The organism is Streptomyces fuscichromogenes, from assembly GCF_014645815.1.
Lineage (GTDB): Bacteria > Actinomycetota > Actinomycetes > Streptomycetales > Streptomycetaceae > Streptomyces > Streptomyces fuscichromogenes.
Genome location: NZ_BMML01000018.1, coordinates 14,473 through 35,470, shown reverse-complemented (window position 1 = coordinate 35,470; position 20,998 = coordinate 14,473). Strand labels below are relative to the sequence as shown.

Below are 20,998 nucleotides of genomic sequence, written 5' to 3'. Positions count from 1 at the left end.
GTGCGACGGCACCCCGTGCCGTGTGCCGTGTGCCGTCAGGGCAGCTGCCGGGCGAACGCCTCGTAGGCCTGCTCGTCGAAGAGCACGAACCGCACCTCCTCGACGGCGGTGTCCGCGTCCCGGACCGTCTCGACGGCGATCCGGGCGCCGTCGTCCATCGGCCAGCCGTAGATCCCGGTGGAGATGGCGGGGAACGCGACCGTGCGGGCACCGAGTTCGTCGGCGCGCCTGAGGGACTCGCGGTAGCAGGAGGCCAGCAGCTCGGAGCGGTCCAGGCTCTGCGAGTGGACGGGGCCGACGGTGTGGATGACCCACCGGGCGTCGAGGTCGCCGGCCGTGGTGGCGACGGCCTGTCCGGTGGGCAGGCCCTTGCCGTAGTGGGAGGCGCGCAGCCTGCGGCAGTCCGCGAGGATGGCGGGGCCGCCGCGGCGGTGGATGGCGCCGTCGACGCCTCCGCCGCCGAGCAGGGACGAGTTGGCCGCGTTGACGATGGCGTCGACGCTCTGCCGGGTGATGTCGCCCTGGGCGAGAGTGATACGGGTCATGACTGGCGCAGCCTCCTCCACACGGCCTTCGCCGCGTTGTGCCCCGACATGCCGTGCACACCCGGGCCGGGTGGGGTGGCCGACGAGCAGATGAAGACGGCGGGGTGCGGGGTGCCGTACGGGGACAGGGACAGCTTGGGGCGGAGCATGATCTGGAGGCCGGAGACCGCGCCGGTGCCGATGTCGCCGCCGACGTAGTTGGCGTTGCGGGCGGCGAGTTCGGCGGGTCCGGCGGTGGCGCGGGCCAGTACGCGGTCGCGGAACCCCGGGGCGAAGCGCTCCAGTTGACGCTCCATCACCTCGGTGAGGTCGCCGGTCCAGCCGCTCGGCACATGGGCGTACGCCCAGAAGACCTGCTTGCCCTCGGGGGCGCGGCCCGGGTCCACGACGCTCGGCTGCACCGTGATCATGAAGGGGCGGTCGGGGGCGCGGCCCTCGCGGGCGGCGGCGCGCAGGGCGGTGCCGATCTCCGTGCTGTCCGCGGCGATCTGCACGGTCCCGGCGCGGCGGGCCTCCGGTGCCGTCCAGGGCACCGGCCCGTCCAGCGCGTAGTCGATCTTGAAGACGCCGGGGCCGTAGCGGTAGCCCTGGTAGTAGGTGCCGAATCCGGCGATGCGGGCCAGGGCGGTGGGCGAGGTGTCGAAGATGTACGACCGGGCGGGCGGCAGGTCGTCGAGGCGCTTGACCTCGTAGTCGGTGTGGATCGCGCCGCCGAGGTCCTTGAGGTAGGCGGCGAGGGCGTCGGAGATGGCCTGGGAGCCGCCCCGGGCCACCGGCCAGCCGCGGGCGTGCGCGGCGAGCGCGAAGACCAGGCCGACGGCGCCGGTCGCGAAGCCGCTGAGCGGGGCCATGACATGGGCGACGAGGCCGGCGAGGAGGGTGCGGGCCCGCTCGTCGTGGAAGCGGCGCAGCAGCAGGGTGGCGGGCGGCAGCCCGGCCAGGCCGAACCGGGCGAGGGTGACCGGGTCGCGCGGCAGCGCGGTGGACGGCAGTGACATGAAGTCCCGGACCAGGGTGTCCCACTTGGGCAGGAACGGCTCGACCAGCCTGCGGTAGGTGCCCGCGTCACGCGGTCCGAAGGAGGCCGCGGTCTCCGCGACGGAGCGGGCCAGCACGGCCGCGCGGCCGTCGGGGAACGGGTGCGCCATCGGCAGGTCCGCGTGCAGCCACTCCAGGCCGTACCGCTCCAGGGGCAGGGCGCGGAAGGCCGGCGAGTTGATGCCGAGCGGGTGGGCCGCCGAGCACGGGTCGTGCCGGAAGCCGGGGAGTGTGAGCTCCTCGGTACGGGCGCCGCCGCCCACGGTGTCCCGCGCCTCGAAGAGCGCCACGGAGAAACCGCGCCGGGCCAGCTCCACGGCGGCCGTCAGGCCGTTCGGCCCCGCCCCCACCACGACCGCATCGAGCATCGACGGCACCTTCGGACCCCTTCGTCAGCCGATGGCCACTCGGGTTCAGGATATGCCGGAGGACTGACACTTCCCTCGCTCGGGTTACCAGTGCGGGTTGCGCAGCAGGTCCACGATCCGGTGGGCGGTGGCCGTGTCGCGGGCCGCGGTGAACGGCAGGGTGTTGCCGCCGGTGATCCGGAACGGCTCGCCGGCGAGCGTGCGGTGGGCGCCGCCCGCCTCCTCGACCAGCAGCAGCCCCGCGGCGTGGTCCCAGGCGGCCTCCCAGGAGAACGCGGTGGCATCCAACTCGCCCCGGGCGACGGCGAGATACTCCAGACCCGCGGAGCCGCAGGGGCGCGGGGCGACGCCGTCGACCCACAGGGCGTGCAGCGCGCGCTTCTGCGTGTCGGTCGTGTAGTCCGGGTGCGAGGTGGCTATCCGGAGGTCCCGGCCCGCCTCGGGCGCGCCGGCGAACAGCCGCTCGCCGTCCAGGAAGGCGCCCTTGCCCCTTACCGCCGTGGCGAGTTGCTCGCGGGCCGGGGCGTAGGTCCAGGAGGCCAGCAGGACGCCGCGGTGGGCGAGCGCCACCAGCGTGCAGAAGCCGTCCTCACCGCGCACGAACTGGCGGGTGCCGTCGACGGGGTCGACGATCCACACCGGCGCGTCGCCCTGGAGCGCGTCGTAGGTCTCCGGGTCGGCGTGCACCGCCTCCTCGCCGACCACGACGGAGCCGGGCAGGAGGGGGGCGAGCGTCGCGGTGAGATAGCGCTCGGCGAGCCGGTCCGCGTCCGTCACCAGGTCGTGCGGGCCGCTCTTCTGGTCGACCTCGTGGTCGGCGAGCCTGCGCCAGCGGGGCAGGATCTCGGTCCGGGCGGCCTTGCGGATGGCGTCCTCGACGTCACCGGCGTGCTGGAGGAGAAACTCGTCGATGGTCTCCGTTGCTTCGATCATGCCTCCATGAGAGCACGCGGCACTGACAATCCCCGCCCGTTGGATGTACGTCACATGGAAAGCGGGCGAACAACCGGTGCCGCCGACGGGTGGACCGCGATCAGCGCCCCACCGCGTAGCCCTGCATCCCGCGCGGGTTGGCCGCCGCCGACAGCACTCCTGTCTCCGGGTTCCGGGCCACCGCGCACAGCCGGCCCTCCGACCAGCCCGGCCCGACCGTCACGTCGTGGCCGCGCCGCCGCAGTTCCGCCACGGTCTCCGGGTCCGTGCGCGATTCCACGGTCAGGCTCCCGGGGCGCCGGTCGCGCGGGTAGAAGGAGCTGGGGAAGCTGTCGTTGTGCCAGTTCGGGGCGTCGATCGCGCCCTGGAGGTCGAGGCCGCCGCGGACCTCGCCGCGCAGCGCGACGGCGAGGAAGAAGTGCAGCTGCCACTGGTCCTGCTGGTCGCCGCCCGGCGTGCCGAAGGCCAGCACCGGGACGCCGTCGCGCAGGGCGATCGACGGGCTGAGGGTGGTGCGCGGCCGGCGGCCGGGCGTGAGGGAGTTCGGCAGGCCCTCCTCCAGCCAGGCCATCTGGAGCCGGGTGCCCAGCGGGAAGCCCAGCTCGGGGACGACGGGGTTGGACTGGAGCCAGCCGCCGCTCGGGGTGGCCGCGACCAGGTTGCCCCAGCGGTCGACGACGTCCAGGTGGCAGGTGTCGCCCCGGGTGCCGCCGTCGGCGGCGACCTGCGCGACGGTCGGCTCACCGGCACCCATCGGGTCGAAGGCGCTGCTCCGCCCCGTCTCCACGCGCGCGTAGCCGGTCAGCCGGGGCACCCGGCCGCCGGGACTGCCCGGCCGCAGCTCGTGGGAGGCCTTGGCGCCGATCAGGTCCCGTCGCCCCGCGTTGTACGGCTCCGAGAGCAGGTCGGCGAGCGGCACCTCCGCCGCGTCGCCGTACCAGGCCTCGCGGTCGGCCATGGCGAGCTTGCAGCCCTCGACGAGGAGGTGGACGTAGTCGGCCGACCCGTACGCGGGCAGTTCGGGCGGCAGCAGGGCGAGCTGCTGGAGGAGGGCCGGACCCTGGCTCCAGGGGCCCGCCTTGCACACGGTCCAGCCGTTCCAGTCGTACGACGCCGGGCTCTCGTAGCCGGCGGACCAGCCGGCCAGGTCGGCGGCGGTGAGGGTGCCGGTGTGCCGGGTGCCGCTGGTGTCCATGGTGGGGCGGGCGGCCTGCCGTACCAGCGCGTCGGCGATGAAGCCGGTGCGCCAGACCTCGCGGGCCGCGTCGATCCGGGCCTCGCGGTCCCCGGCGCCCGCGGTCTCGGCGAGCAGCCGCCTCCAGGTGGCGGCGAGGGCGGGGTTGCGGAAGAGCTCCCCGGTGCGGGGTGCCCGGCCGCCGGGCAGGTAGATCCCGGCCGACGACGTCCACTCGGTCTCGAACAGCTTGCGGACGCTCTCCACCGTCGCACCGACGTTCTCCACGGGCGGGTGTCCGTGCTCGGCGTACCCGATGGCGTACCGGAGGATCTCGTCCAGCGGCTTGGTGCCGTGATCGCGCAGCAGGAGCAGCCAGGCGTCGAAGGCGCCGGGGACGGCCGCGGCCAGCGGGCCGGTGCCGGGGACGAGGTCCAGGCCGAGCCCGCGGTAGTGGGCGACGGTGGCGCCGGCCGGGGCCACGCCCTGCCCGCACAGCACCCGCACCTCGCCGCCGGCCGGGGCGAGCAGGATCGGCACCTCGCCGGCGGGTCCGTTGAGGTGCGGTTCGACCACGTGCAGGACGAAGGCGCCGGCGACGGCCGCGTCGTAGGCGTTGCCGCCGTTCTCCAGGACCGCCATCGCCGACTGGGAGGCCAGCCAGTGCGTGGACGAGACCATCCCGAAGGTTCCCTGGAGCGTCGGTCGGGTGCTGAACCGCATCTGTCACCTCGGCGTTCGCGTGCGTCAGTCAGCCTCGGAAGGACCGATCGGACAGCAGCCTACCGATCCGGGCAGGCACCCCGGGTACGGCGACGTCGATCCCGTCCCCGCTCACCGCGCGTTCCAGGGGGTGTCGCGGTGCGCCGGCGGCAGCTCGGCGGGTGGACTCCGCTGCCGGTCGCCGCCGTTGCGGGTCCCGGCCGTCGGTGGGCCACGACCGGCTCGCCGGATGCGTGCCGGTCGCTCTCCGTCACTTGTCGGAGTCGGGCTTGCTGGTCGCCGCCGCGTACGCCTGGGCCGGTGTCATGGGGATCCCGTTGAGGCTGACGGTCTTGTACTGGCTGACCTTGGCGCAGGTCTTGGAGTCGTCGGCGGTGGAGGCGTTGGCGTTGGAGACGGCCGCCTTGGTGTCACCGGAACTGGCCGGGTAGGAGGTGCCGGTGGTCCAGTCGCTGCCGATCACCAGGATCACGCCGGTCCCGGTGCCCGCCTTGAGGTGCGAGCTCGGCACGTCGAGGGCCTTGGCGACGGTCTGTGCCTCGGCCTTGTCACCGCTGCCGTAGGTCAGGGTGGTCGTGGTCGCGGAGGTCGGGGCGTTGGCCGTGCTCGTGCCGGTGCTGAAGCCCTGGGAGATCAGGGAGTTCGCGATGGCGGAGGCGCGGCCCGTGACGGTGGTGCCGTTCTCGACGGTCACGGCGATCTGGGCCGCCGGGACGGTCGCGGTGGCCGTCGGCTTCGCGCTCGCGGTCGCCGAGGCGGCGGCGGACTTCTTGCCCGAACCGGTGGTCAGCGACTGGTCGTTGGCCATGGTGGCGAACAGGTCCTTGGCACCCGCGCCCACCACCACCCGGTTGCTGTTCTGCGGATCGGGCGCGGTCTGCATGGTGGTGAACGTCATCCGCTTGGTGGGGACCTTGTTCACGTCGGCCGCCAGCGAGATCAGCTTCTTGACCGTGCCGAGCTCGTCGTCGACGGTCAGCGCCTTGGTGGCGGCGTCCGCGAGGCTGTACACCGCCGCGGGGTCGGTGAGCGTGCCCGCGCTCTTGAACTTGCGGATCATCGCGCTCAGGAAGATGTGCTGGGAGACGGTACGGCCGAGGTCGCTGCCGTCGCCGAAGCCGTGCCGGGAGCGGACGAACTCCAGCGCGGCCTGCCCCTTGAGGGTGTGGCTGCCCTTGGACAGCTTCAGGTGCGAGTAGGTGTCGTACACGTTGCTGTTGACGCAGACGGAGACGCCGCCGACCGCGTCGGACATCTTGACCACGCCGGAGAAGTCCAGCTTCACGAAGTGGTCGATGGGGATGCCGGTGAGCTGGTGGACGGTGGCGACCTGGCAGGCGGCGCCGTACTGGAGGGCGCTGTTGACCTGGCCGTAGTAGCCGGAGGTGGACTGGCCGCTCGAACTGTCCTTGCAGGCGGGGACGTCGACCATGGTGTCGCGGGGGATGCTCATGACCGTCGCGTTGGAGCGGTCCGCGGATATGTGGACGACCATCTCCACGTCCGCGTTGCCGTTACCGGTCTGCACCCCGGTCTGGGAGCAGCCGCCGCCGAGCTTGCAGTCGGTCTTGCTGGTCCGCGCGTCCGAGCCGATCACCAGGATGTTGATCGGGGTCCGGCCGAACGCGTCGGCCTTCTCGGTGCCGCCCTTGCCGTCCAGGGAGACGCTGTTGATGTTGCCGTTGAGGTGCTGGTAGAACCACCAGCCGGCGCCGGCCGTGACCAGGACCAGGAGGGCCGTGCACAGGCCGATGATCTTCAGGACCCGCTTGCCGCGGCCCGCCGGTCTGGCACGCCGGGAACTTCTGTTACCGCGGGTCTTGGCCGCCTGCCGGGCGGCGGCACGGCCACCGGTCGGCCGCGTCCCGTCGGGCAGGGCGCCACGCTGTCCGGGCACCCGGTCGGTGCGGCTGCGCGTGGCCTGGCCCCCCGGGCCGTCCCACGGGTCGGTCATCTTCCACTCCCATGAACGGTCGGGTCCGTCTGCGGGCACGGTCGGGCACGAGGTGGGCCCGTTCGGGTTGCGTGATTGCGCAATCTAACAAATCCATAGCCCCCGCAGCACAGACCCCACTCCAATTCACAGGTGAGGGATCTCATGAAACCTCACGGACACATCTGCCGTCGCACCCCGCGCTCCGGCCCGGGTCCGAGCGGTCAGGCGCCCGCCTCGTACAACCGCCGCACCGGCGCCGGGACCTGGTGCGAGCGCGCGGTCAGCTGTCCGACGGTGACCCGTACCACGGTCACGATGTCCGGATCGTCCACGTAGTAGACCTGTCGCCGGCCCTCCCGCCGGGACCGCACCAGGCCGGCCAGCTTGAGCTTGGCCAGGTGCTGGCTGACCGCCGGCAGGGCACCCCCGACCCGGTCCGCGAGGCACGTCACATCGCTCTCGCCCTGGGAGAGCGCCCACATGATGTGCAGCCTGGCCGGTGATGCGAGCAGCCCGAACACCGCGGCCGCCTCCGACAGCACCCCGTCGGACGGGTCCGTGAAGCCCCCGATGTCCTCCCCCACAGCCCGTTCCCTCCCCTCACTGTCTCCGCACTGTCGCCCACTCAGTGTAGCCGTGCGATCACGGCCCCCACACGACCTCTCCACAACGCCCTTCACATATCCCCCGCATTGTCATGAGCGGGTGACAGATCATCGACGGCTCGACGCCGGGCGTCGCCGACGGCCGCCGTCGTTCATAAGCTTGCGCAACAACGCAATTCAGCGGAGCGGTACCCGTTCCGCGGCATTCGTACTGGAGGACAGCGAACGTGGGCATCATCGGCTGGATAGTCCTGGGTCTCCTCGCCGGCGGGATCGCCAAGGTCCTGCTGCCCGGCCGCGACCCGGGCGGCCTGATCGGCACCACCCTCATCGGGGTCGCGGGCGCCTTCGTGGGCGGCTGGCTCTCCGCCCGCTTCCTCGACCGCCCGGTCGAGAACCACTTCTTCGACCTCTACACCTGGGGCGCGGCGATCGGCGGCTCCCTGGTCCTGCTGATCGGCTACCGGCTGCTGTTCGGCAACTCACGGCGCGCCTGAGCCACCGGACCGGCGTGACGGTGACTCCGGTCACCCTCGAAGGCCGGCCGCAGTCACGACATTCCGGATGTGCAGGGACCCCGGACGCACGACATTCCGGATGTAGGGGGACGGCCCCCGGCCGCCGTCAACAGGGCGCCGGGCCCGGCCCACAGGGAAGGCATCGATTCCACTTCCGCCCCACAGGGACTCGTGTGAAACTGGCGTCCCGTCCGCAGTGTGGACTCCTCCGCACACCGTCCCCCAGCGAGAAGTGCGACTTGCGTTCTCTTCCACTGCCGCTCGCCCTCACCGCGCGCCTGACGCCGGTCGCCGTACTCGCCTGTGCGGGCTGGGTGATGGCGTCGGGCCCGGACACGACGACGTCCACCAGCGCCTCCGGTGACACCTCTGCCCAGCAGACGGCCGGCGGGTCGGGGAGCGACGCCCCGTCCACGTCGTCCGCCTCGACGGCCGCCGCCAAGACGTACTCGGCCGCCCCCGCTCCCTGCGGCAGTATCCCCGTGGCCACCGTCAAGTCACTGGTGCCGGGCGCGAAGACGGCCGGCAAGGAGATCCCCTCCACCGACACCAAGCTGCGCCGTACCTGCTCCTGGAACGCGCTCAAGGGGTACGACTACCGCTGGCTCGACGTCTCCTTCGAGATCATGGACACGGACGCGGCGGCCGCCAAGGAGTACAAGGACCGGGTCACCGAGAAGAGCGGCGGCGGGGCCGTGCCGGGCCTCGGCGACAACGGCTACTCGGTCGTGAACCTCACCACCGAGGACAAGCAGCAGACCCGTGAGGGCGTGGTGATGGCCCAGGTCTCCAACGCCCTGGTGGTCGTCACCTACAACGGCAGCGACTTCGAGTCCAAGAAGGCACCCGGCACGGACGTGATCAACAAGGGTGCCATCCAGGCGGCGAAGGCCGCGGTGACCGCGCTGAAGGGCAGCCGGTAGCCGTACCGGCTGCCCTTCGTACGCGCGCCGCGCCTCCCGCTCACGCCTCCTTGGGCCGTACCAGCCTCGTCAGCACCAGGTACAGCGCCATGGACGTGCCGAGGCCCACCGCCCAGCCGTAGTCGGCGAGCGAGGACAGGGCCGGGATCGGACGGCCGTCGATCAGCGGCTTGAAGCTGGCGCCGCCGATCGCGAGGACGCCGCCGACGAGGAAGGCGGCGACCGCCCGCCAGTTCCAGCCGCCGTCGTACCAGTAACGGCCGCCCGTGCGGTACAGGTCGGTCAGGTCGAGGCGGGTGCGGCGCAGGATCCAGTAGTCGGCGATGAGGATGCCGGCGACGGTGCCGAGCAGACCGCCGACCAGGCCGAGCCAGGTGAAGATGTAGCCCTGCGGGTCGGAGTAGAGCTTCCACGGGAAGATCAGCACGCCGAGTACGCAGGTCACCAGGGCGCCGGTACGGAAACTGATCTTCCGGGGCGCGATGTTGGAGAAGTCGAAGGCGGGCGAGACCAGGTTGGCCGCGATGTTCACGGAGAGCGTCGCGACGAGAACGGTGACCAGGGCGTAGAGCAGGCCGACCACGTTGTCCGTCTTGGCGGCGAGCTGGACCGGGTCCCAGACGGGCTGCCCGTAGACGGCCTGCGAGCCGGAGGTCACCAGGACGGAGAGGAAGGCGAAGAGCGTCATGGTGGTCGGCAGGCCGAGCGCCTGCCCCCGTGTCTGGGCCTTCTGGCTCTTCCCGTACCGGGTGAAGTCGGGGATGTTCAGCGAGAGCGTCGACCAGAAGCCGATCATGCCCATCAGGGACGGCCAGAAGATCTTCCAGAAGCCGCCGCCCCAGCCGAGCTTGGAGGGCTGGTCGAAGAGCGGGCCGAGGCCGCCCGCCTTGTTGCTCATCCAGATCAGCATCACGACGGCGCCGACGATCACGAAGGGCGCGGCCCAGTTCTCGAAGCGGCGGATCGTCTCCATGCCCCGGTAGATGATCGCGACCTGGAGCACCCAGAAGAGCGCGAACGACAGCCACATCGTCCAGGCGTAGCCGCCGACGTGCGAGGCGTTCGCCCAGCTGTCGCCGATCAGCTTGCCGGCGAGGAAGAAGATCGCCTCACCGCCGATCCAGGTCTGGATGCCGAACCAGCCGCAGGCCACCAGCGCCCGTACGACGGCGGGCAGGTTGGCGCCGCGCACGCCGAAGGAGGCGCGGGCGAAGACCGGGAAGGGAATGCCGTACTTGGGTCCGGCGTGCCCGGTGAGCAGCATCGGGACGAGGACGATCAGGTTGGCCAGGGCGATGGTGAGCACGGCCTGTTTCCAGTCCATGCCGACCGCGATCAGCCCGGAGGCCAGGGTCCAGGAGGCCGTGTTGTGGGCCATGCCGACCCAGAGTGCGGAGAAGTTGTACGTGGTCCAGGTGCGCTTGGCGACGGGGACCGGCAGCAGGTCCTCGTTGGCGTACGGACCGCTCGGCGGCGGGGAGCCCGGGGTGAGCTCGACGCGCCCGTCGGGGAGGTCGACTTGACCGGACAGGGGTATGGCTGAGGGAGCGGTGTCGGTCATGGGCAGGCCAATCGGGGTGAGGTGGGACGGGAGAGGCCGTGCGGGCGGGGCGGGGGGGTACGCGTGTGGGGTGCGCCCTGACCCCCTTCCCGGGACGGCGGGAAGGGGGAGACCAACTGCCAGGAGTGGACTAGCCGTTGACGGCCGGGATGACCTTCGTCCCGTAGGCGTCGATGGTGGCCTCCTGGGCGTCGTGCATGTCGTAGACGGCGAACTGGTCGACGCCCAGCTCGCGCAGGGCGTTCAGCTTCTCGATGTGCTTGTCCGCCGAGCCGATGACGCAGAACCGGTCGACGATCTCGTCGGGTACGAACTCGGTGTCGGGGTTGCCGCTGCGCCCGTGGTGCGAGTAGTCGTACCCCTGGCGGGCCTTGATGTATTCGGTGAGTTCGTCGGGTACGGCGGCGGAGTGCTCGCCGTACTTGGCGACCAGGTCGGCGACGTGGTTGCCGACCATGCCGCCGAACCAGCGGCACTGGTCGCGGGCGTGGGCGAGGGCCTCGGGCGAGTCGTCCTCGGTGACGTAGGCGGGGGCGGCGACGCAGATCCTGACCTCGGAGGGGTCGCGTCCGGCGGCGACGGCCGCCTCCTTCACCGCCTTGACCATGTACTCGGTGAGGTAGAGGTCGGAGAGCTGGAGGATGAACCCGTCGGCCTCCTCACCGGTCATCTTCAGGGCCTTGGGGCCGTACGCGGCCATCCAGACGGGGAGTTCGGCGCCGGGCTTGACCCAGGGGAACTTGATGACGGTTCCGCCGAGATCGGCCTCGCCGCCGCTGCCGAGGGCCCGGATCACCTTCATGGCCTCGCTGATCCGGGCGAGGGTGTTGGGCTTGCGGCCGGCCACCCGCATCGCGGAGTCACCACGGCCGATGCCGCAGACCGTGCGGTTGCCGAACATGTCGTTGAGGGTGGCGAAGGTGGAGGCGGTGACCTCCCAGGTGCGGGTGCCCGGGTTGGTGACCATCGGCCCGACCGTCAACTTCGTGGTGTTGGCCAGGATCTGACTGTAGATCACGAACGGCTCCTGCCAGAGCACGGCGGAGTCGAAGGTCCAGCCGTAGCGGAAGCCGTTGCGTTCGGCCCGCTTCATCAGGCTGACGACCCGGGAGGCCGGCGGGTCGGTCTGCAGGACGAGTCCGAAGTCCATGGGCGCGTCTCCTAGTTGAGGTACTGACAGGTGGAGCGCGGGGTGTAGACGCCGTGACCGGCGCGTCCGGTGTACTCCCGCTCGGTGATGACGGGTACGCCCCGCGAGAGGACCGTCTCGACCCGACCGGTGAGGCGTCTGCCCTCGTACGCCGAGTAGTCGACGTTCATGTGGTGGGTCACGGCGGAGACGACCTGCTCGGCGTGCGGGTCGTAGATGACGACGTCCGCGTCGGCGCCCGGGGTGATGGTGCCCTTCTTCGGATACATGCCGAACATCCGGGCCGGGGTGGCACAGGCGATCTCGATCCAGCGGCGGCGCGAGATGTGCCCGTCGACGACGGCCTGGTGGAGCAGGTCCATCCGGTTCTCGACGCCGGGCAGGCCGTTGGGGATCTTCGAGAAGTCGCCCCGGCCCAGCTCCTTCTGGCCGACGAAGCAGAAGGGGCAGTGGTCGGTGGAGACGACCTGGAGGTCGTTGGTCCTGAGGCCCTGCCAGAGCTTGGCCTGGTGCTCCTTAGGGCGCAGGGGTGTGCTGCACACGTACTTCGAGCCCTCGAAGTCGGGCTCGGCGAGGTTGTCGGTGGACAGGAAGAGGTACTGCGGGCAGGTCTCGCCGAAGACGGGGAGGCCCTCGTCACGGGCCCGCGCGAGTTCGGCGACCGCCTCCATCGCCGAGACGTGCACGACGTAGAGGGGGGCGCCGGCGACCTGGGCGAGCCTGATGGCGCGGTGGGTGGCCTCGGCTTCCAGGAGCGCCTTGCGGACCTCCCCGTGGTAGCGGGGGTCGGTCTCCCCGCGCGCCAGCGCCTGTTCCACCAGCACGTCGATGGCGATGCCGTTCTCGGCGTGCATCATGATCAGGCCGCCGTTCTCGGCGGAGCGCTGCATGGCGCGCAGGATCTGGCCGTCGTCGGAGTAGAAGACGCCGGGGTAGGCCATGAACTGCTTGAAGGAGGTCACCCCCTCCTCGACCAGCAGGTCCATCTCCTTGAGCGTCTCCTGGTGCACATCGGAGACGATCATGTGGAAGCCGTAGTCGATGGCGCAGTTGCCCTCGGCCTTGGCGTGCCAGGTGTCCAGGCCCTCGCGCAGACTGTGGCCGACGCTCTGCACGGCGAAGTCGACGATGGTCGTCGTACCGCCCCAGGCGGCGGCCCGGGTGCCGGTCTCGAAGGTGTCGGAGGCGAAGGTGCCGCCGAACGGCAGCTCCATGTGGGTGTGGGCGTCGACGCCGCCCGGGATGACGTACTTGCCGGTGGCGTCGATGGTGCGTTCGGCGGTGAAGGCCTCGGCGGCGGGGGTGCCGGTCGCCGCGAGGGCGGCGATGCGGCCGTCCTCGATCAGGACGTCGGCGTGGATCTCGTCGGACGCGGTGATGACGAGTCCGCCACGGATGAGAGTGCGGCCGACCATGGGTTCACGCTCCGTTCGGTTGTCGGGAAAGTGCCGGTCGTCTGTGGCTGGTCGCGCAGTTCCCCGCGCCCCTTGCGGGGCGCGGTCGACGTGGGTTCTACGGCGCGGTGATGGGGCCGTACGCGTCCGGGCGGCGGTCCCGGAAGAACTGCCAGCGGTCGCGGACCTCGCGGAGCTTGGCCAGGTCCAGGTCGCGCACGACCAGTTCGGTCTCCTTGTCGGAGGCCACCTCGCCGACGAACTGGCCCTCCGGGTCCACGAAGTAGGACGTCCCGTAGAAGTCGTTGTCGCCCAGGTCCTCCACACCGACCCGGTTGATCGCGCCGACGAAGTACTCGTTGGCCACGGCAGCCGCCGGCTGCTCCAACTGCCAGAGGTAGCGGGAGAGTCCCCGCGAGGTGGCCGACGGGTTGAAGACGATCTCGGCTCCGCCGAGGCCCAACGCCCGCCAGCCCTCGGGGAAGTGGCGGTCGTAGCAGATGTAGACGCCGATCTTCCCGACGGCCGTGTCGAAGACCGGCCAGCCGGCGTTGCCCGGACGGAAGTAGAACTTCTCCCAGAATCCGGGGACCTGGGGGATGTGGTGCTTGCGGTACTTGCCGAGGTAGGAGCCGTCGGCGTCGATCACGGCGGCGGTGTTGTAGAGGACGCCGGGCTGCTCCTCCTCGTACACCGGCAGGATCAGGACCAGGCCCAGTTCGCGGGCGAGGGCCTGGAAGCGCTGGACGATCGGGCCGTCCGGGACCTGCTCCGCGTACTCGTAGAAGGCCTTGTCCTGGACCTGGCAGAAGTAGGGTCCGTAGAACAGCTCCTGGAAGCACAGGACCTGGGCGCCCTGCGCGGCCGCGTCGCGGGCCGCCTGCTCGTGGACCTGGATCATCGATTCCTTGTCGCCGGTCCAGGCGGTCTGGAAGAGGGCGGCACGAATCACTCGGCTCATCGGGACCTCCGGTCGCTCGGGCGTGTGTCGCTCGATGTGCGAGGAGCCTAGAAAGTCCGAAAGCGAGCTCTGAGTGCCAACGTGTCACGTCTGCGAGCGCCCGGCGTGCCACCGTGTCACGCTGCCGCTGGCCCATGTTTCACCGCCGTTTTCCCAGGTCGTCACAGGTTTCACTGTTGTTGCGCGTCGTGCGCGAGGAGTGCGATGTGCACGGAGGCCGCCTGCTCGAAGTCGTCGAGGTCGACGCCGAGCCGGGTCTGTATCGCCTCCAGCCTGCGGTACAGCGCGGGCCGGGAGACGTGGTGGAGCTGGGCGGTGCGGGACTTGTTGCGGCCGGTGGCGAGGTAGGTCCGCAACACGCCGAGCAGGTCCTGGTCGGTGCCGTTCCCGCACAGCAGTCCGTCCAGCTCGCGCTCGGCGAAGGACTGGACGTGCGGGTCGTCCCGCAGCAGCCGGACCAGGCCGCGCAGGTGGACGTCCTTGAGGCGTACGACGGTGGGGAGGTCGAGGGCGGCGGCGGTGTCGGCGACCGCGTCCGCGACGTGCTGGGCCTCGCGCAGGCCCACGGGCACGTCGTCCCAGACGGTCCGGGCGCCCGCGGCGGCGACCACCGTCCGGGGCCCCGCCGACTCGTCGTGCAGCCGGGCCGCGAAGTGCGCGGCGAGCGCGGCGGCGTCCTGGTCACGGGCGAGGCTGAGGAGGACCGCGGTGGTGCGCTCGGTGAGTTCGGCGACGAGTCCGGGCAGGCCCAGCAGGCGCAGGATCCGCTCCAGTTGGGCCGGTTCGGCATCCCGTACGACGAGCGGGACGAAGGTCCGCCGGTTGACGGGGAGTCCGGCCGCCCGCGCCCTGGGCAGCAGTTGGCGGGCCGGTACGACCCCGGAGACCAGGTCGGTCAACAGGCTCTGTGCGGACTGCTCCTCCCAGGTGTGGGCGGAGCCGCCGCCGAGCATGCGGTGCAGCACGAGAGCTTCGGCGGCGCGGTCGGCGAGCAGCCGGCCGGTGGCGGTGTCGCCGCGGTGGCCGCAGAGCATGATCTGGCCCCAGCGCTCTCCTCGGCCGCCCAGTTCGGCGCGGATCCAGCCGTCGCCCGCGCTGCCGCCGGCCTGGCGCGCGATGCGCTCCCAGTCGCGGAGCACGTCGTCCACCGCCGAGCGCTCCCCCGCGGTGGCGAGGACCCGGTGTGCGAGGTTGGTGACGACGACGGGGCAGCCGCTGTGCACGGCGACTTCGTCGAGGAGCCGTTGCAGAGGGGCGCCGGCCGTGATCAGGCCGGTGAGGGCGGTACGGACCGACTCGGAGAGGCTGACGGCGGCGAACTTCCGCCGGACCAGGCGGGACTGGACCTCCTCGGTCAGTTCGGCGAAGGGGAAGGGGCGGTGCAGGACCACCAACGGGAGGCCGCAGCGGTCCGCTGCGCGGCGCATGGCGTCGGGGGGAGCGGGGAAGGCGCGGCCGAGGCCGAGGACGACCGCGGCGGCCTCGGCCCGGTGCAGGGACTGGATGTACTCGGCCTGCTTGTGCTCGTCGCCGGCGAGCAGGACGCCGGTGGTGAGGACCATCTCCCCGCCGGTGAGCATGACGCCGACGTCGGGGGCCTCCGCGACATGCACCCAGCGGACGGGGCGGTCGAGGTGGGCGGAGCCGGCGACCACCTCGGGGTCGCCGGCGAGGACCCTTTCCAGGGCGAGGATCTGACGGACCGACAGTATGGGGTCTGTGGTGTTCGGGGGATCCCAAGTGGCGGTCATCTTGCGTGGTCCCTTGGTCGGGTTCGGTGCGTTCGGAGACTGCGGGCCGGTGGGGGCTGGTCGCGCAGTGCCCCGCGCCCCTGAAAGCCAGGGGGCTGCACCAGCGCCCCGTCAGGGGCGCGGGGAACTGCGCGACCAGCCACGACGGCGCCGCAGTCGACACACGGCAGAGCGCCTAGTAGGCGCTCCGCAGCGCCTGTTCGAGAATCGCCGCGCCCTCCTCCGCCTCCGCCACCGTCAGGGACAGTGGCGGGGCGATGCGCAGGGCGCTGGTGTTGTGGCCGCCGCCCTTGCCGATCAGGAGGCCGCCTTCCCGGGCCGCCTCCAGGACGGCCGAGGCGGACTTGGGGTCGGCCTCGTCGGTGCCGGGCTTGACCAGCTCGATGCCGATCATCAGACCGCGGCCGCGCACCTCGCGGACGCCGGGCAGTTGGGCGGCGACCGCGCGGAGGCGTTCGATGAGGAGGCCGCCGACGCGGCGGGCGTTGCCCTGGAGGTCGTGTTCCAGGAGGTACGACAGGTTGGCGAGGCCCGCGGCCATGGTGATCTGGGTGCCGCCGAACGTCGAGATGCTGTTGGAGTCCAGGCAGTTCATGATCTCGGAGCGGGCCACCACACCGCCGATGGAACTGCCGTTGCCGATACCCTTGGCGAAGGTGAGGATGTCCGGCGGGCCGCTCTGGCCGTGTGCCTGCCAGCCCCAGAAGTGCTCGCCGGTGCGGCCCCAGCCGGTCTGCACCTCGTCGGCGATCCAGAGGATGCCCTGCTCCTGGAGGACCTTGCGGAAGGCCGCGTACAGGCCGTCGGGCGGGGAGGTGAAGCCGCCGACGCCCTGGATGGGCTCGGCGATCAGCGCGGCCGGCGCCCGGGTGTGGCCGAGGAGGTCGCGCAGGTCGTCGACGCAGGCCGCGATGAAGTCGCGGTCGTTCAGCTCGGCGAACGGGCCGCGGGTGCGGACGCCGCCGTGCACGTACAGCGTCTGCAGCGGGGACAGGGAGGTCGGGGACCAGCCCTTGTTGCCGGTGATGCCGACCGAGCTGAAGGAGCGGCCGTGGTAGCTGTTGCGCATCGCCAGGATCGTGTTGGTCCGGCGGTAGGTCGTGGCGAGCAGCAGCGCGGTGTCGTTGGCCTCGGTGCCGGAGGTGGTGAAGAAGACCCGGGCGTCCGGGATGCCGCTCAACTGTGCGATGCGCTCGGCGAGTTCGACCATGGGGCGGTTGAGGTAGAGCGTGGAGGAGTGGATGATCCGGCCGGCCTGCTCGCTCACCGCCTTCGTCACCTCGGGCAGCGCGTGCGCGGTCATCGTGGTGAGGATGCCGCCGAAGAAGTCCAGGTAGCGGTTGCCGTCGGCGTCCCAGACGTGCCGGCCCTCGCCGTGCGTGATCTCCAGCGGCTCGTCGTAGTAGAGCGCAAGCCAGTCGGGCAGGACCTGGCGGTGGCGGGCGAAGAGGTCGTTCACGGCTGTACCAGCCCTTCGTAGGCGTCGGGACGGCGGTCGCGGTAGAAGGCCCACTGCTGCCGCACCTCGTCGATCAGATCGAAGTCGAGGTCCCGGACGACGAGTTCCTCGCCCTTGTCGCTCGCGACCTCCCCCACGAACTGCCCACGTGGATCGACGAAATAGCTCGTCCCGTAGAAATCGTTGTCCCCGTACTCCTCCTGGCCCACCCGGTTGATGGCGGCGACGAAGTACTCGTTGGCGACGGCGGCGGCCGGCTGCTCCAGCTGCCAGAGGTAGGCCGACAGACCGCGCGAGGTGGCCGACGGGTTGTAGACCAACTGTGCTCCGTTGAGCCCGAGTTGCCGCCAGCCCTCCGGGAAGTGCCGGTCGTAGCAGATGTACACGCCGACCTTGCCGACGGCGGTGTCGAAGACCGGCCAGCCGGCGTTCCCGGGCTTGAAGTAGTACTTCTCCCAGAAGCCCTTGACCTGCGGGATGTGGTGCTTGCGGTACTTGCCGAGGAAGGCGCCGTCGGCGTCGATCACGGCGGCGGTGTTGTAGTAGAAGCCGGACTGCTCGACCTCGAAGACCGGGACGACGATCACCATGCCGGTCTCGCGCGCCAGTTCCTGCATACGGCTGACCGTCGGGCCGTCCGGGACCGGCTCGGCCCAGCGGTAGTGCTCGGGTTCCTGGACCTGGCAGAAGTAGGGGGCGTTGAAGACCTCCTGAAATCCGATGATCTTCGCACCCTGACGGGCCGCCTCGCGGGCGTACACCTCGTGTTTCGCCACCATGGACTCGGTGTCGCCGGTCCAGGTGGCCTGGACCAGAGCGGCGCGTACGACGTTGGCCATGAGCTGCTCCTTCTACGCCCGTAGAGGGTCGAAAGTAAGCCTCCTCGGAGTCCTTGCCAAGACCATCGTCGTTAAGCCGCCGAGTCGATCGCGTTTCTTACCTGGCTGGCGGATGCGGGGGCCGACCCGGAAGCGCCGTCTCAGCTCGGTGCCGTTCCGGACCCCAGGTGCCTGGGGGCTGGTCGCGCCGTTCCCCGCGCCCCTTTGGGGCGCCTCGGTCGCGCCCCTCAGGAAGCGAGGCCCGCCACCCTCAGCGCGTGGAGCAGGTCCCACTGGCGTTGGTCGGAGATCGCCTGCGCCGACCTGAGCAGCAGGGGCACCAGGCGCTGGGGATCCGGCTCCGCGCTGTGGGCCGCCTCCTCCGGGGTGCGGACCTGGACATAGGTGTCCAGCAGGGCCCGGACCTCGCGGTGGCGGCCCTCCGTGTCCAGGGCCAGGACGGCCTCGCCGATCTCGGTGGCGGGGCGGACGACGCCCTGGCGCAGGATCTGCCGGCCGTCGTCGGTCCGGCCCGCTGCCGTGAGGGCGTCGGCGGCGGCGACGAGCCGGGCGGGCGGCAGCGAGGCCGTCTCCCAGAGCAGCGTGGCCCAGTCCGCGCCGAGCCCGGACCGCTGGAGGGCGTCCGCGAGCAGCGGGAACCGGGCGGCGCCCCAGTGCGCGACCTCGGCCAGGAGTGCGTGCGCCTCCCCGGTGCGGCCCTCCGCCCGCAGCCGTACGAGCCGCTCCACTGCCGCTGCCACGGCCTGCCCCGCCTCCTTGTCGGGCTGCGCCACCGCCGGTTCCGGCCGCACCGGCACCTCGGTGGCCCCGGCGAACCGGGCCCCGCGCGGGGTACGGCGGCCGGTGGTGGCGGGCCCGGACGACGCCTCCGGCGCCTGTGGTACGAGGGTGGGCACGGCCTCGTCCTCGGCCAGGCCGGCGAACCGGGCGCTGCCCCGCCGCCGCTTGCGCTGCTTGGCGGGGACGGGGTCCGGAACCGGGGCGAGAGCGGGGGCGGGGGCCGGCTCGGGAGTGACGGCCGGGGTCCATGCCGTCGCACCGTCGTCGGGCGTGGGTCCGTGCAGGTGGCCGGGGATCGCGGGGCCGTTCGCGGGCGCGGCGACGGCACCGTTCGCCGACGACGGATCGGCCGGGCCCGGCGCGGAGCGTCCGGCCGGCGCCGAGGCCTTCCCCGCCGGGCCGTCCGGGCGTCCGCCGCCCGCCCCGGTGGCCGAGGCCGCCGGACCGCCCGCCGCGCCCGCCGCGCCCGCCTCGGCCGTCGAGAACGCGCCGCCCGCGCGGAACAGCGCCCCGCCGCCCCCGTGCTCCGTCGTCCGTGCGCTCCGCAGGCGGTCGGCGAGTTCGGCCCGGTGCTCCAACCGTCCTATCCGGGACCGGAGTTCGGCGCACCGGGCGGTCGCCCGTTCATGGTCGTCGCGGGCCCAGGCGAGGTCGACGTTCAGGGCCTCGGCCGCCTCCCGGGAGTGCGCGGCGTCGAGGGCGCGGCCGAGCTGGGCCAGCCGTTCGGTGGCGTACCGCTGTTCGCGGAGCGTGACGTCGAGGCGGTCCCCCAGGTCCTCGCGGGCACCCGGTCGGGAGTCGTAGGCGGCGAGCGCGTCCTCGTGCAGGAACCGGGCCCGCTCGGTCTCGCGGGCGACGGCCTGGGGGCCGTAGCGGGTCGCCAGGTCCTGGAGCAGCGCCTCCACGACGTCCCAGGGCGGCACCTCGCGCCCGCCGAGACAGGCCTGCATACCGTCGGGGTCGCGTTGCCAGAAGACGGCGCACCAGCCGGCGCCCTGGTCCAGGCGCGCCAGCAGGCCGTTCAGGTAGTTCGCGAACTCCCGCACCCGGCTGGGGAGTTGATCCACAGTCATCGCTCGACTCCCGCCAGACCGGAACACTCCGGCTCCGTAGGCAACACCAGTTGTGTTACGGGGTTGCTACGGGGAGTTTTCAGCGGGTGCGCAGACCCCTCATTGCCCGATCTTGACCGATGCGCGTCACACCGGGACCAGGGCGCAGCGCTCCACCAGGTCGTCCATCGACAGGCCGAGCGCGCGGGCCAGCGCGGCGACGGTGAAGAAGGCGGGGGTCGGCGCCCGCCCGGTCTCGATCTTGCGGAGGGTCTCGGCCGAGATGCCCGCCACGGCGGCCACCTCGGTCATGCTGCGGCCGCCGCGCGCCTCGCGCAGCAACCGCCCGAGCCGCTCGCCGCGTTCGCGCTCTTCCGGGGTGAGAGGGGTACGCACCATGCCGTCATTCTAACCCGGTCGAGAAAGCCGGTATATTAATTGGCATGGTGGAACTGAAGACAGACACATCGCTGGATGCCATGTACGCGGCGGGGCAGGTCGTCGGGCGGGCCCTGACGGCCGTCCGGGACGCCGCCGGCATCGGCGTCTCCCTCCTCGAACTGGACGAGGTGGCCCGGGAGGTGCTGCGCGAGGCCGGGGCCGGCTCCCCCTTCCTCGGCTACCGGCCCTCGTTCGCGCCCACCCCGTTCCCCGCCGTGATCTGCGCGTCCGTGAACGACGCGATCGTGCACGGCATCCCGTCCGGCTACCGACTGCGCGACGGCGACCTGGTCTCCATCGACTGCGGCGCCGAGCTGGACGGCTGGGCCGGTGACTCGGCGATCAGCTTCACGGTCGGCGAGCCGCGCCCGGCGGACCTGCGGCTCATCGAGACGGCGGAGCGGGCGCTGGCGGCGGGCATCGCGGCGGCGGTGCCCGGCAACCGCACCGGCGACATCGCGCACGCGGTCGGGCGGGTGTGCCGGGAGGCCGGCTACGGCATCCCGCAGGGCTTCGGCGGGCACGGCATCGGCCGCCGTATGCACGAGGACCCGGAGGTGCCGAACGAGGGCCGCCCCGGGCGCGGCTTCCCGCTCCGGCACGGCATGGCCCTCGCGATCGAGCCGATGCTGATCAGCAGCGGCCGGGACGGCTACCACGAGGCTCCCGACGGCTGGACCCTGCGCACGAACGACGGCTCGCGGGCGGCCCACGTGGAGCACACGGTGGCGGTCACCGAGGCGGGGCCGCGGATTCTCACGGCCAGGAACCCGGAGAACTGACGCAGGCCCTTGCCGCACGGTCCTTCCCGCACATCTCCTGTCGCGGTACACGGACGGGTTGCCCG

The 20,998-nt window shown here is 71.8% G+C and carries 18 protein-coding genes; 3 read left to right on the top strand and 15 right to left on the bottom strand.

Annotation, left to right across the window (positions count from 1 at the left end; translation table 11 throughout):
* Window positions 1-35: 35 nt before the first annotated feature.
* From IEZ11_RS32660 to IEZ11_RS32635, 6 genes are all read right to left on the bottom strand, one after another.
* A complete protein-coding gene (locus IEZ11_RS32660; protein ID WP_189266564.1) occupies window positions 36-545 on the bottom strand; it encodes an O-acetyl-ADP-ribose deacetylase in 510 nt (169 codons plus the stop codon).
* Window positions 542-1,951, bottom strand: coding sequence for a phytoene desaturase family protein (locus IEZ11_RS32655; RefSeq protein WP_189266563.1), 1,410 nt, complete (start codon window positions 1,949-1,951; stop codon window positions 542-544). Before IEZ11_RS32655 ends, IEZ11_RS32660 begins: the two co-directional genes overlap by 4 nt.
* 84 nt (window positions 1,952-2,035) lie before the next feature.
* Window positions 2,036-2,884 carry an inositol monophosphatase family protein gene (locus tag IEZ11_RS32650; RefSeq protein WP_189266562.1) on the bottom strand — a complete coding sequence of 283 codons (849 nt, stop codon included), beginning with the start codon at window positions 2,882-2,884 and terminating at the stop codon, window positions 2,036-2,038.
* A gap of 100 nt (window positions 2,885-2,984) precedes the next feature.
* Window positions 2,985-4,781 carry a gamma-glutamyltransferase family protein gene (locus IEZ11_RS32645; RefSeq protein WP_189266561.1) on the bottom strand — a complete coding sequence of 599 codons (1,797 nt, stop codon included), beginning with the start codon at window positions 4,779-4,781 and terminating at the stop codon, window positions 2,985-2,987.
* A gap of 250 nt (window positions 4,782-5,031) precedes the next feature.
* Entirely contained in the window at window positions 5,032-6,735 is a 1,704-nt protein-coding gene (locus IEZ11_RS32640) for an LCP family protein (RefSeq protein ID WP_189266560.1), read from the bottom strand.
* A 203-nt stretch (window positions 6,736-6,938) separates the two neighbouring features.
* The gene (locus IEZ11_RS32635) at window positions 6,939-7,301 is read right to left on the bottom strand and encodes an ArsR/SmtB family transcription factor (protein ID WP_189266559.1); all 363 of its coding nucleotides are present in this window, start codon (window positions 7,299-7,301) and stop codon (window positions 6,939-6,941) included.
* A gap of 248 nt (window positions 7,302-7,549) precedes the next feature.
* On the opposite strand from IEZ11_RS32635, the gene IEZ11_RS32630 reads away from it, so the two are divergent.
* A complete protein-coding gene (locus IEZ11_RS32630; protein WP_189266558.1) occupies window positions 7,550-7,819 on the top strand; it encodes a GlsB/YeaQ/YmgE family stress response membrane protein in 270 nt (89 codons plus the stop codon).
* Between the two features lie 260 nt (window positions 7,820-8,079).
* Entirely contained in the window at window positions 8,080-8,763 is a 684-nt protein-coding gene (locus IEZ11_RS32625) for a hypothetical protein (RefSeq protein WP_189266557.1), read from the top strand.
* 40 nt (window positions 8,764-8,803) lie between these two features.
* Here the strand turns inward: IEZ11_RS32625 and IEZ11_RS32620 are convergent, their stop codons facing one another.
* The 9 genes from IEZ11_RS32620 to IEZ11_RS32580 form a co-directional block, all read right to left on the bottom strand.
* Window positions 8,804-10,324, bottom strand: a complete 1,521-nt coding sequence (locus IEZ11_RS32620; RefSeq protein ID WP_189266556.1) for an NCS1 family nucleobase:cation symporter-1 — start codon at window positions 10,322-10,324, stop codon at window positions 8,804-8,806.
* Window positions 10,325-10,454: 130 nt separating this feature from the next.
* Window positions 10,455-11,474, bottom strand: coding sequence for a TIGR03842 family LLM class F420-dependent oxidoreductase (locus IEZ11_RS32615; RefSeq protein ID WP_189266555.1), 1,020 nt, complete (start codon window positions 11,472-11,474; stop codon window positions 10,455-10,457).
* Window positions 11,475-11,485: 11 nt separating this feature from the next.
* Window positions 11,486-12,889 (bottom strand): dihydropyrimidinase, encoded by a 1,404-nt coding sequence (gene hydA / locus IEZ11_RS32610; protein WP_189266554.1) that lies wholly within the window; start codon window positions 12,887-12,889, stop codon window positions 11,486-11,488.
* A gap of 97 nt (window positions 12,890-12,986) precedes the next feature.
* Window positions 12,987-13,829 carry a nitrilase-related carbon-nitrogen hydrolase gene (locus tag IEZ11_RS32605; RefSeq protein ID WP_189266553.1) on the bottom strand — a complete coding sequence of 281 codons (843 nt, stop codon included), beginning with the start codon at window positions 13,827-13,829 and terminating at the stop codon, window positions 12,987-12,989.
* Window positions 13,830-13,999: 170 nt separating this feature from the next.
* Window positions 14,000-15,580, bottom strand: a complete 1,581-nt coding sequence (locus IEZ11_RS32600) for a PucR family transcriptional regulator (protein WP_189266552.1) — start codon at window positions 15,578-15,580, stop codon at window positions 14,000-14,002.
* Between the two features lie 175 nt (window positions 15,581-15,755).
* Window positions 15,756-17,039 (bottom strand): aspartate aminotransferase family protein, encoded by a 1,284-nt coding sequence (locus tag IEZ11_RS32595; protein ID WP_189266551.1) that lies wholly within the window; start codon window positions 17,037-17,039, stop codon window positions 15,756-15,758.
* A complete protein-coding gene (locus IEZ11_RS32590) occupies window positions 17,036-17,878 on the bottom strand; it encodes a nitrilase-related carbon-nitrogen hydrolase (RefSeq protein ID WP_189266550.1) in 843 nt (280 codons plus the stop codon). The genes IEZ11_RS32595 and IEZ11_RS32590 overlap by 4 nt, the downstream gene beginning before the upstream one ends.
* Window positions 17,879-18,105: 227 nt before the next feature.
* On the bottom strand, window positions 18,106-19,731 hold the full coding sequence (locus IEZ11_RS32585) for a hypothetical protein (protein ID WP_189266549.1): 1,626 nt from the start codon (window positions 19,729-19,731) through the stop codon (window positions 18,106-18,108).
* 126 nt (window positions 19,732-19,857) lie between these two features.
* Window positions 19,858-20,109 (bottom strand): helix-turn-helix domain-containing protein, encoded by a 252-nt coding sequence (locus tag IEZ11_RS32580; protein ID WP_189266548.1) that lies wholly within the window; start codon window positions 20,107-20,109, stop codon window positions 19,858-19,860.
* A gap of 44 nt (window positions 20,110-20,153) precedes the next feature.
* Here IEZ11_RS32580 and map point away from each other — a divergent pair, with 44 nt between their 5' ends.
* Window positions 20,154-20,933 (top strand): type I methionyl aminopeptidase, encoded by a 780-nt coding sequence (map, locus tag IEZ11_RS32575; protein ID WP_189266547.1) that lies wholly within the window; start codon window positions 20,154-20,156, stop codon window positions 20,931-20,933.
* Window positions 20,934-20,998: the final 65 nt, after the last annotated feature.